At 57.4% G+C, this 12,558-nt stretch carries 5 protein-coding genes, 1 tRNA gene and 2 rRNA genes; 4 read left to right on the top strand and 4 right to left on the bottom strand.

The features are described 5' to 3' along the window. Positions 1-12: 12 nt before the first annotated feature. A complete protein-coding gene (locus HBOR_RS07105; protein ID WP_006054277.1) occupies positions 13-1,944 on the bottom strand; it encodes a DEAD/DEAH box helicase in 1,932 nt (643 codons plus the stop codon). Positions 1,945-2,102: 158 nt separating this feature from the next. Beyond that, entirely contained in the window at positions 2,103-2,555 is a 453-nt protein-coding gene (locus HBOR_RS07100) for a hypothetical protein (protein ID WP_013440560.1), read from the bottom strand. A gap of 1,525 nt (positions 2,556-4,080) precedes the next feature. Here HBOR_RS07100 and HBOR_RS07095 point away from each other — a divergent pair. Beyond that, positions 4,081-5,286, top strand: a complete 1,206-nt coding sequence (locus HBOR_RS07095; protein WP_006054275.1) for a Cdc6/Cdc18 family protein — start codon at positions 4,081-4,083, stop codon at positions 5,284-5,286. 187 nt (positions 5,287-5,473) lie between these two features. On the opposite strand, the gene HBOR_RS07090 is transcribed toward HBOR_RS07095, so the two are convergent. Next, entirely contained in the window at positions 5,474-6,307 is an 834-nt protein-coding gene (locus HBOR_RS07090; RefSeq protein ID WP_006054274.1) for a helix-turn-helix transcriptional regulator, read from the bottom strand. Positions 6,308-6,372: 65 nt separating this feature from the next. Next, on the bottom strand, positions 6,373-6,933 hold the full coding sequence (locus HBOR_RS07085; RefSeq protein WP_006054273.1) for a TATA-box-binding protein: 561 nt from the start codon (positions 6,931-6,933) through the stop codon (positions 6,373-6,375). Positions 6,934-7,653: 720 nt separating this feature from the next. On the opposite strand from HBOR_RS07085, the gene HBOR_RS07080 reads away from it, so the two are divergent. From HBOR_RS07080 to HBOR_RS07070, 3 genes are all read left to right on the top strand, one after another. Then, positions 7,654-9,125, top strand: a 16S ribosomal RNA gene (locus HBOR_RS07080). A 99-nt stretch (positions 9,126-9,224) separates the two neighbouring features. After that, positions 9,225-9,296 (top strand) — tRNA-Ala (locus tag HBOR_RS07075). A gap of 224 nt (positions 9,297-9,520) precedes the next feature. Beyond that, positions 9,521-12,437, top strand: a 23S ribosomal RNA gene (locus HBOR_RS07070). The 16S and 23S rRNA genes sit together here with 1 tRNA gene alongside, the layout of an rRNA operon. The last annotated feature ends 121 nt before the right edge of the window (positions 12,438-12,558 follow it).

Here is a 12,558-nt window from a genome sequence, read left to right as displayed (position 1 = left end):
GACGACACCGAATCAGGTCGTCAGGTCGCTTTCGGTGACACGGACGCCTTTCTCCGCGAGATGGCGCATCTGCCGTTGTGCGAAGTCCTCCTCGCTGGTGCCGCGGGTAGCGAGGACGTAGACGAGTGCGCCGCCCGCGGGGCGCATCGTCCGCCCGGCGCGTTGGGCTCCCTGTCGGCGCGACCCGCCGAGACCGGAGGCAACGATGGCGAGTTCGGCGTTCGGCAAGTCGATTCCCTCGTCGCCGACACGCGAAATAACGAGCGTCCGCAACTCGCCTTCGCGGAACTGGCGGAAGAGACGCTCGCGGTGATGGTGGCGCATCTCGCCGCTGATGAACGGTACGTCGAGCGCCTCGGCGAGTTCCTCGCCTTGGTCTAGATAGTCCACGAACACGAGCGCTTTCGATTTCGGATGTTGCCGGAGGAGTCGGCGCGTCTCGGCAATCTTCTGCGGATTCATCGAGGCGAGTTGGCGGCGCTCACGGCCGTCTGCGCTCGACCATTCGTTGCGGGCGGTGTCGTCGGCCCACGGGACGTACCGAATCTCCACTTCGGGTTCCTGCACGTAGCCGGCCTCGAACAGTTTCGACCAGTCGGTACCGATGGGCGGGCCGATGAGCGTGAAAATCTCCTTTTCTTTGTCGTCCTCGCGGATTGGCGTCGCAGAGAGGCCGAGTCGATGCTTCGCCTGTAGGTCGGCGCTCCGCCGGTAGATGCGAGAGGGGACGTGATGTACCTCGTCGTAGACGATAAGCCCCCATTCGCGGTCGTCGAACAGCGACCGGTGGCGGTCCATCCCGGCCGTTTGGTAAGTGGCGATGGTGACCGGCCGGACCTGTTTTTGTCCGCCGTGGTATTCGCCGATCTGGTCTTCGGAGAGAGACGTGTGCCGTAGAATCTCCTCGCGCCACTGCGCGGCAAGTTCGCGCGACGGGACGAGCACGAGCGTTTCGCCGCCGACGGCCGCGAGGATTCCGATCCCGGTGACGGTCTTCCCCGCTCCCGGCGGGCCGACAAGAACACCCGACTTCTGCTCTGTGAACCGATCTGTCCAGTCCTGTTGATACTCCCGAAGCTCAGCGCGGAGTTCGACATCTAAGGCCGCACCGGTTTCGAGGTCGCGGTCGTCTTGTATTGGGTACCCGGCCTCGTAGAGGATTCGCTTGATGTGCGCTTCCTTGCCGTCGCGGACCCAACTCTCCGTGTCGGAGATAGGCGCAACGAGATGTTCTTCGTCCAGTTTCTGCCGGGCGACGTTCCCCATCAGACTCTCGGAAGCGGCTTCGAGGACGACGTAATCGTCCTCGTGGGTGTAGAGTCGGAACTGATTGGCGCGCTTCCACTGGTTCTCAACCCACGTCTCCAGATGCGGCGACCGGCGCGGGAGAACCGACCGCATCATCGACAAGAGAGCGTCGAGATCGTCGAACGGTGCCTGCCACACGTCCTCCTGCCGGATCTTGTAGAGGTAGCCCCGCGTTCCCGCGTTCCGGTCACCCGTAGAGTCTACGAGGTGGGCGAACTGCGCGAGGCGCGCGCGAGTGTACTGCGTCGGTTGATCAACGACGATTTCGCGGCGTTCGGGGAAGAGAACGATTCGTTCGCGGTCGGCGAGGCGGTCCCACTCGGCCGGATAGTAGACGACTGGATCCGTTTCGACCTCGACGCGCTGGAGTGTCCCGTCGCGGGCAAGTCTATCGAGCGCTTCCGAGGCCGCCGCCTGGGAGAGACCGAGTCGCCGACCCGTCTGCTGTGCGGTCATCACCGGGCGCCCCTCGGCTTCGAGCGCATCGTAGAAGTCGGAAAGCGAGAGATTTTCGACGGCGACGTTCGCCGGAATATCTGTCTGCCCAACGGCGTCCGGCTCCGAAGTCAGTTCGTCCGACTCGGAGGATAGAGTGTCGGACGGACCGTCCGTGTCTCCCGCGTCGTCTTCCGTCATCGTCTCCGTTGACGGGACCGGTGGGGAAACGGCTTGCGCCTGCCGTCGGCGGAGAATATCGGACGGTGGAGCGGTTAGAATGAGAGAACGGGAGAGAACGGGAGAGAACGGGAGAGAGCTGGAGAGAAGAAAGAGAACGGAAAAGAAGAGAACGGCAGTCAGCCTAACGTGTTGTACCGGGTCGGAGACATCCGTTCGTACACGCGTCGAGTCTCCTCGCTCACCTCGATGAACGAAGGGAACTCTTCGAGCGTTCGGATGGTATCGAGGTAGACGTAATCGACCGGTTCGTCTGCAATTTCCTCAAACACCTGTCTTGGTCCGGATTCCCCGACGGCGACGAACGGTCGCCCATCCGGGTCGATCTGCGGCGTCGTACTGTGTTGTCGATACACCGTCGCCATGGCAAGCGCACTGGCGAGGGGAACCTGTCCGGGAGTCAACTGCCACGTCACATCTCTTGTCTCGTACACGACCGTCGAAACGTAGCCATCGTCGAAGCGAAAGCACCGAACCGTCTCGTCATCGCGTCGCCACTGCGTCTCCGTTCGTCGCGGGCGGTTGAGTTCCCATCCTCGTTCGTCTACGGAACCAGAGTCGGCCGAACGCATGGCGTGAGCAACCCACCGGAACGGAGCAGCACCCCACGCACCGATTCGACAGACCCCGTGCCGTGCCCAGCGGAACACCGAGGACGTCATCACTTACTATACGAGCGGAGGCCTTATCGAACTGACGGAGACGACAGATCATCCGGATAAAATCGTCGTTTTGTTTCGGTCTGTAGTGACTTTGTTTGGAGATATTGTATCTTCGATAACACGATATGTGGGTGAGTGTCGTGGTGATGACGTTCTGGATTAAGAGATTGCAAATAGCGTAGCAGGTGCGACGCAATGAGTGATGTCGTAGGTGCTGAGTGATGTCGTAGGTACCAACTGCTGACCGCACGTCGGCGGATATCCGGTAGAGACACCGTGTTTCCGGTGAATGAATCTGTACCTGGGGGTGTCGAACGAGCGGCGGTCCCAGTTTGACGGCACCGGCCGGGGGTCTACATCAAGTAGACCCTCGTGTCGAATGTAGACGAACAGACACCTCGTTTCCGGTGAAACGTCGCCCCGGCTTTTCACCCCGGTGACGGCAGTGACGGGTGGGACTGTGCACCGGGGAAACACACCGTGTTTCCGGTGAGATTTCACGAACAGCACGTGGATCGGATAAGACAGAGACACACCGGGTTTCCGGTGAATCGGTGTGTGGTGAGGGTGGGGTGCTCTGACGGCCGATGGTTCCCCAGTGAGGCGACAACCTAGTCCGGAATCACTTGAGACTGTTCGAGATTTCGGCGGCATAGAGGGATTTTCCTCGATTGTTAAATGGCCGTGTTCCGAAGACACCCTGTTTCCGATGAATTCGCCGTATATCAGGCAGTAAGACAGGAGTACTGTACGGATACGTATTGCCGTGTGAATAACGACCACACCGTGTTTCCGGTGAATAGACCGTTCCTTATCGGGTCGGAATCGACGGCAAAACAGTCGAAAAAGTCGGTCGGTGGTCCGTCGTCTCTCGTTCGTTTCGCCTCTCTGCCTAGTTCTCGTCTCATCTCCCCACCTAGATCACGGTATGGGTGCTTCTCATCCAGCATATAACAACTATTAAATAGTTGTTTAGTGTTAAAGTCCATTGATACACTCGTAAACAAGAAAAAGTTCGAGACTCGAACTTGTTGCAAGCGAAGCGACTCTTGAAACCCGACCTAGGATGGATGTCGTTTCTGAGTTCAAATCGATCCGTAATATCCATTCAAGAGAACTGGGACAGTCGTTTTCTGTCGAGAAACCCGGGACAAGCACGAGTTCCTGATTCTCCGTATTATTGCTATTCTCGTACATATCACGTCCTTCTCCGCTGTTTCCCAGCGTACGCTTTGATAACTGATCGCCTCTAATCGGCGGCTCCTTTCGCGTTGTTCAGCACAGTGGTAATCGGGGACACCACGTTTCCGGTGAATCGAAACCCCCGTTTCATCTGGACGAACCCCCAGCAATTTGGGCGTTCACCGGAAACGTGGTGTGTGTGTCGCGCCCGAAGATGGCAAGCCATTTCACCGGAAACACGGTGTCCTGTACTATGCCGAACACCAGCGACGACCTCTTCACCCGGGAGGACCCCATCTTCGCCAACAAGGAACTCCTCGAAATTAATCACTTACCGGGTGAGGGGCGCATCGTCGGCCGCGACGACGAGATTTCTGACCTCGCGACGGCGGTGAATCCCGCTATCTTCGGACAGAGTCCGAGTAACGTCCTCATCTATGGCAAGACGGGAACCGGAAAGTCGCTCTGTGCGAAGTACGTCTCCCAACGTCTTGTCGAAACGGCAGGCGAGGAAGACGTGAAGGCGACGTTTGCCTACGTTGACTGCGCGCAGGACACTACCGAAACGCAGGCGGTCCAGACTATCGCTGATAGCGTCAACCAGTCGGAGGTAACCGGGATCAAAGTGCCGGACAAGGGACTCAGCACTTCGACGTACTACAAGCGACTCTGGCGCATTCTCGACGCACAGTACGACGTCGTCCTCATTATCCTCGACGAGATCGACAAACTAAGCGACGACGACATCCTGATGCAACTCTCTCGCGCCGGTGAAGCCGGGAAGATAGATCAGTGTAAACTGGGCGTCATCGGCATCAGCAACAAGATTCAGTACAAAGACCGGATGGACGAACGGGTAAAATCGAGTCTCTGCGAACGCGAGTTCGTCTTCCCGCCGTACGATGCCAACCAACTCCGCGACATCATGGAGGCCCGGAGCGACGCCTTCCGCGACGGTGTGCTGGATGCCTCGACGATTCCCCGTGCTGCCGCACTCGCAGCCCGCGAACACGGGGACGCGCGAAAAGCAATCGACATTCTCCGCTATGCGGGTGAGATCGCCCAATCGACTGCCGCTTCGACGGTCCGCGAGGAGTTCGTCACGCAAGCACGAGAACGGGCGGAGACCGACCGGTTCCGCGAACTCATCCGCGGTTCGACGCCGCACTCGCGGTACGTCCTGCAAGCCCTTGCTATGCTGTCGCTCTCGAACGAACGACAGGACGGGTTTCGAACCAGTCGCGTCTACGAAGTGTACGAAAACATCTGTACAGGACAAGGGTCAGATAGCCTCTCGCTTAGACGGGTTCGGGATCTGCTGAAAGAGCACGCATTCCTCGACATTATCGAACAGTCCAAACACAGCGGCGGGAGTGCGGAAGGGAGTTACACGAAACACCAGTTGTTAGAGGACCCGCAGGTCGTTCGTGACGTTCTGACGGAAAACGTGGACACGTGAGGCATCCTAAGAGTACGAGGCACAGGTACTCTCGAAACACACTCACTGTCTACTGTGGATTTCGGGCCGAAGCGTGGAGGGATGAACGCTGTCGTGATGCCGTGACCGCACCTGTTACTTTACGAGCCGGGACTTATATCTTCCCACACCCAGAAGTGATTGGATTAATCACTCGTGATCGCCCCGATCACTGATCGTTGGCGGAACCGTGTGTTACCCCAGATTCGGGCGTTGTCTCTTCGACCGCAGTGGGGGTGTCGGCGTCCGCTCGGTACTGTTGGTACGTCTGCTCTGCCCACTCGACGAACGCCTCGTCGGTGCCGTCAACGCTGGCGATGAGGTTTCCGTGTTGGTCGTACGCGCCGAGGAACGCGTGATTATCGACGAGCATCAGCCCAAAATCAAGTCTCGTCGCGGAGACGAACAACTGGAACTGGTCGAGTTCGAAGGCTCGCTCGAGATCATCGGGGTACTCGGAGACCGATGTCTCGTAGACGCGTTCATCGATGACGAGTTCGATGTTTGAGTCCGGCCCGATGACGCGTTCGGCAGCCTGGTTGAAGACACGACTCACAATCGGCGTGATACCACGGAAGTCATCTACGTAGTCGTCGCCGACGACCGTCAGAAACCGATTAATCGGTGCGTGTGGGTCATCGTCCGTCGCCGTTGCGCCGTGGAGTCGGTGGAGGATCGTGGGATCGAGGTCGGAAACGATCGTACCGAGATTCGAGAGGAGGACCGAGAGGCTGTCCGCGACGGCCACTGTCGTCTCGAACTCGTCATAACTGTCTGCAACGACGTCACCTGCGGCAGTGAGCGCGTACGTTCCACTGTCCGGTTGTTTTTCGACCCATCCCTTCTCGGCGAACGCGCTCACCGTTCGTTGTGCTGTCTCGCGCGCGCACGAGCACGCTGCGGCGAGTTCGCTCGGTCGGGATGGGGAACTCTGAAGGGCTCTGAGGATAGCAATCCGGCTCTCAGACCCGACAAGAAAGGAAATTTCCTCACGTGCACTCATGCACGTTTCGTTATTTAGCAGGTGGTATCACCTTTTGGACTGTCGCACGGAAATGAGACGACCGTTCAGTCGAGCAGTCCGAGGTTATCGATTCGCTTGACGATCTCTTCGACGGCTGTCTCAGCGTCGTTCGTCTGCTTTCCACCCGTGATAACGATTTTACCGGAACCGAACAGGAGGATGACGACTTCCGGTTCGTCCATACGGTAGACGAGACCCGGGAACTGCTCGGGCTCGTACTCAACGTCTTCGAGACCGAGACCGATTGCAAGCGCGTTCAGGTTTAGGTTGTGTCCGAGGTCGGCGCTCGAAACGATGTTTTGGACTGTGATTTCCGGGTCTTCGTCCACAGGAATGCTCAGACCGCGAAGCTTGTCGAAGATGATTCCGAGAGCCTCGTGAACGTCGTCGATGCTCTTGGCACCTGTACAGACAATTTTTCCGGACCGGAAGATGAGAGCCGCAGCCTTCGGGTCCTGCGTCCGGTAGACGAGGCCGGGGAAGTTGTCGGGATTGAAATCGGCACCTGGAAGGTCGTCCGCCAGTGCCTCAAGGTCGAGTTCCTGTCCGATTCCCGTCGATGCGACTACGTTCTGAATCTCGATGGAGTCTGCCGGCGCACTCATTGTTCGCTGGAAACGTCACTCCCCTAGCTTATAAAGCGACCCGTTGTAAATCGAGACTACTCGACCAATGTAACCATATCTTATTTTGTTTCCCGCCCCCGTCCGCGTACGTTGCGCACTATAACAGTATATAAACTGCCCGAATATCCATCGTGACTCGAAAATAGAGAGTAACGTCAAACAATCCCACGCATCTTCAACTATTTTTTGGAGATTGATCCGAATCAACGAGGTTAAGTATAACCCTACCATTCGTAGAAATACGCGGGGCGCCCCGGGACACTCCCGGAGCGCCACTCTCTCCGAACGCCCTCGATCCCACCGTCGCCCTCGTGGCACTGGGAGTGCATCGCACTCTCACGCCACGAACGATACGACGGGCTTAAGTGGTCGAGAACACTTCGGAAGAATGCGAACGACACACCGCGATCGCGGCACGGTTCAACCCCGTGCCGCACCTCGGACACATGGTCTCTTTGGAGGCCAACGAAACGCACAAACCGACGCCCTTAAGGCGTCGAACGTGCTACAACCAAGTCCGAAGTCATGAGGATTCCACCCCTGCGGTCCGCCGTACAGATGGGATCTGATGTTAGCCTTGGTAGTTCGGTGCCACCCGTTCGGTGACACCGAGCACCACGAACGGACCACGCAATGATTGGTGATTCCCTCTCCCACGAGAGGAAATCCCGCCACCCTCCTGGCAACAGCCAGGAACCCATTCCGGTTGATCCTGCCGGAGGCCATTGCTATCGGAGTCCGATTTAGCCATGCTAGTTGCACGAGTTCACACTCGTAGCATATAGCTCAGTAACACGTGGTCAAGCTACCCTGCAGACACGGACAACCTCGGGAAACTGAGGCTAATCCGCGATACCGATCCCACGCTGGAATGCCGGGATCCACAAACGCTCCGGCGCTGCAGGATGCGGCTGCGGCCGATTAGGTAGACGGTGGGGTAACGGCCCACCGTGCCGATAATCGGTACGGGTTGTGAGAGCAAGAGCCCGGAGACGGAATCTGAGACAAGATTCCGGGCCCTACGGGGCGCAGCAGGCGCGAAACCTTTACACTGCACGCAAGTGCGATAAGGGGACTCCGAGTGCGAGGGCATATAGTCCTCGCTTTTGAGAACCGTAAGGCGGTTCTCGAATAAGAGCTGGGCAAGACCGGTGCCAGCCGCCGCGGTAATACCGGCAGCTCAAGTGATGGCCAATCTTATTGGGCCTAAAGCGTCCGTAGCTGGCCACGAAAGTCCGTCGGGAAATCCATCTGCCCAACAGATGGGCGTCCGGCGGAAACTTCGTGGCTTGGGACCGGAAGGCTCGAGGGGTACGTCTGGGGTAGGAGTGAAATCCCGTAATCCTGGACGGACCGCCGATGGCGAAAGCACCTCGAGAAGACGGATCCGACAGTGAGGGACGAAAGCTAGGGTCTCGAACCGGATTAGATACCCGGGTAGTCCTAGCCGTAAACAATGTTCACTAGGTGTGGCACAGGCTACGAGCCTGTGCTGTGCCGTAGGGAAGCCGAGAAGTGAACCGCCTGGGAAGTACGTCCGCAAGGATGAAACTTAAAGGAATTGGCGGGGGAGCACTACAACCGGAGGAGCCTGCGGTTTAATTGGACTCAACGCCGGACATCTCACCAGCTCCGACTACAGTAATGACGATCAGGTTGATGACCTTATCACGAGCTGTAGAGAGGAGGTGCATGGCCGCCGTCAGCTCGTACCGTGAGGCGTCCTGTTAAGTCAGGCAACGAGCGAGACCCACACATCTAATTGCCAGCAGCAGTTCCGACTGGCTGGGTACATTAGATGGACTGCCAGTGCCAAACTGGAGGAAGGAATGGGCAACGGTAGGTCAGTATGCCCCGAATGAGCTGGGCTACACGCGGGCTACAATGGCCGAAACAATGGGTTGCAATCTCGAAAGAGAACGCTAATCTCCTAAATTCGGTCGTAGTTCGGATTGAGGGCTGAAACTCGCCCTCATGAAGCTGGATTCGGTAGTAATCGCATTTCACAAGAGTGCGGTGAATACGTCCCTGCTCCTTGCACACACCGCCCGTCAAAGCACCCGAGTGAGGTCCGGATGAGGCTATCGCAAGATAGTCGAATCTGGGCTTCGCAAGGGGGCTTAAGTCGTAACAAGGTAGCCGTAGGGGAATCTGCGGCTGGATCACCTCCTAACGATCGGGACCAGGCCGACGCGCCTGGCCCACCTTACCGGTCCGTTCACACCGCTCAACCCGCCGAACGGGCACCCTAGAACTACCAAGGCTAACACGGGCCCATAGCTCAGCGGCAGAGCACCTCCTTTGCAAGGAGGAAGCCCTGGGTTCAAATCCCAGTGGGTCCATACTCTCCGGGACTCAAACTCAATCCGTGCCCCTTAAGTGTGGGCAGGAACGAGACTGAATCCCGAAGACGAAACCGATGCACTATCCCGCGAGAGCGCGGATAGGAAGGGTTCGACGAACGCTCCGGCAGCCACCGGACGTTCAATGACAACCGTATGTACGCGTGCAATCCAGACGCCCACTGAACCCGTTCACCCGGGAACACGTGGACGTCCGAAACAACTGTAACTGGCTACTGTACTGGCTGGTGAATGGCTCGGCTCGAGAGCCGACGAAGGACGTGCCAAGCTGCGAAAAGCCTGAGGGAGCCGCACGGAGGCTAAGAACTCAGGATCTCCGAATGGGAATCCCTACAACAATTGCCAACGCGCAATAGGGAACGTTCCGAATTGAAACATCTCAGTAGGAACAGGAACAAAAAGCAATCCGCGATGTCGTTAGTAACGGCGAGTAAACGCGACACAGTCCAAACCGAATCCGCAAGGAAATGTGGTGTACGGACAATCTACAACGGATCACCAACACACGAGAAGTCTCCTGGAACGGAGCGTGATACAGGGTGACAACCCCGTATCGTGTGAACGCGATCCCGAGATTGCTCCAGAGTAGCGGGGGTTGGATATCCCTCGTGAATCTCGCAGGCATCGACTGCGAAGACTAAACACTCCTCGAGACCGATAGCGAACAAGTAGCGCGAGCGAACGCTGAAAAGCACCCCGAAAAGGGCGGTGCAATAGGGCCTGAAATCAGTCAGTGATAGAGCGACGGGGCATACAAGGTCCTCGGAAAAACGACCGTGGGGCGACCCACCAGTAGGAATCCGAGGAAGCCGGTGTTCTGTCGTACGTTTTGAAAAACGAACCAGGGAGTGCACTTACTTGGCGAGTCTAACTGGATCATCCAGGAAGGCGCAGGGAAACCGACAAGGCCGCAGCATTGCGAGGGCCGCCGTGTTCAAGCGCGGGGAGTCAAGTGGGTGCGACCCGAAACCAGATGATCTACACGAGGGCAAGACGAAGCGTGGCGAAAGCCACGTGGAGGTCTGTTAGGGTTGGTGTCTTACAATACCCTCCCGTGACCCGTGTGTAGGGGTGAAAGGCCCATCGAATCTGGCAACAGCTGGTTCCAGCCGAAACATGTCGAAGCATGACCTCAGCCGAGATAGTCTGCGAGGTAGAGCGACCGATTGGAAGACCCGCCTCCGAGAGGAGTCGGCCTTCCTGTCGAACTCCAAACTTGCAGACGTCGTAGACGCTGGGAATCCGGACTGCGGGGTAAGCTTGTGGTCCGTGAGGGAGACAACCCAGAGCCGGGTTAAGGTCCCCAAGTGTGGATTAAGTGCGATCGAAGATTGTCTCGAGCCCTAAACAGCCGGGAGGTGAGCTTAGAAGCAGCTACCCTCTAAGAAAAGCGTAACAGCTTACCGGCCGAGGTTCGAGGCGTCGAAAATGATCGGGGCTCAAATCCACCACCGAGACCTGGCAGCAGGCGACACCATACGCCTGACCTAGTAGGCTGGCATACTGTGCGGGTGGAAGCTCGGGCGAGAGCTCGCGTGGACCGCTCAGTAACGAAAATCCTGGTCACAGTAGCAGCGAGAGTCGGGTGCGAACCCCGACGACCTTACGAGTAAGGGTTCCTCGGCACTGCCAATCAGCCGAGGGTTAGTCGATCCTAAGTCTCACCGTAACTCGAATGAGACAAACGGGAAACTGGTTAATATTCCAGTACCATCACCACTCAAAGCCGACGCTTTGGGAAACTTCAAGCCGGGCCTTCGCCCGGTCGAATCACGGAAGCTCGTGGAAGCCGTAACGGCACGAAGCGAACGAAGCGTGAGACAGCGCAAGTTGAAGGTACCTAGAGCCCGTGAAAAGGCAAGCGTGATGATCGTACCGAGATCCGACACAGGTACTCTGGCGGAGAAAGCCAAGGTCTGTCGGGATCAACCGACGTTAGGGAATTCGGCAAGTTAGTCCCGTAAGTTCGCGATAAGGGATGCCTGCTCCTGACCGAGCAGGTCGCAGTGACTCGGGCGCTCCAACTGTCTAGTAACAACATAGGTGACCGCAAATCCGCAAGGACTCGTACGGTCACTGAATCCTGCCCAGTGCAGGTATCTGAACACCTCGTACAAGAGGACGAAGGACCTGTCAACGGCGGGGGTAACTATGACCCTCTTAAGGTAGCGTAGTACCTTGCCGCTTCAGTAGCGGCTTGCATGAATGGATCAATGAGAGCGCCACTGTCCCAACGTTGGGCCCGGTGAACTGTACGTTCCAGTGCGGAGTCTGGAGACCCCCAAGGGGAAGCGAAGACCCTATAGAGCTTTACTGCAGGCTGTCGCTGGGACGTGGTCGCTGATGTGCAGCATAGGTAGGAGACACTACACAGGTATCCGCGCTAGCGGACCACCGAGTCATCATTGAAATACTACCCGTCAGTGACTGCGACCCTCACTCCGGGAGGAGGACACCGGTAGCCGGGCAGTTTGACTGGGGCGGTACGCGCTCGAAAAGATATCGAGCGCGCCCAAAGATTTCCTCACGCGAGTCGGAAACTCGTGGAAGAGCGCAAGAGCACACGGAAGTCTGACAGTGTCATTCCCAACGAGTGACGCTGACGCGAAAGCGTGGTCTAGCGAACCTACGAGGTTCATTCATGGGACCCGTAGATGACAGAAAAGCTACCTTAGGGATAACAGAGTCGTCACCGGCAAGAGCACATATCGACCCGGTGGCTTGCTACCTCGATGTCGGTTCCCTCCATCCTGCCTGTGCAGAAGCAGGCAAGGGTGAGGTTGTTCGCCTATTAAAGGAGGTCGTGAGCTGGGTTTAGACCGTCGTGAGACAGGTCGGCTGCTATCTATTGGGGGTGTTACGGTACTTGACGGGAACGATCGTATAGTACGAGAGGAACTACGATTGGTCGCCGCTGGTGTATCGGTTGTCCGAAAGGGCAGATGCCGAGTAGCTACGCGACACGGGGTAAGAGCTGAACGCATCTAAGCTCGAAACCCACCTGGAAAAGAAGTACCACCGAGGACACTTGTAGAAGACAAGTTCGATAGACTTGGGATGTACGTGCCGAGGCAACGAGGCATTCAGTCCACGAGCACTAACAGTCCAAAGCCACATTCATACGTTCATCGGACCAGTCCGCTGGTTTCGGATGAACGGGTTCAGGCGTTAACTGGATTGCACGCATACATACGGTATCGAACCACCAACGACTGGTGTTTGAACGATGGTTCGATTCCAT

This window comes from Halogeometricum borinquense DSM 11551 (assembly GCF_000172995.2).
Taxonomy (GTDB): domain Archaea; phylum Halobacteriota; class Halobacteria; order Halobacteriales; family Haloferacaceae; genus Halogeometricum; species Halogeometricum borinquense.
The sequence above is the reverse complement of the archived record's forward strand: the minus strand, read 5'-3'. Positions and strand labels throughout refer to the sequence as shown.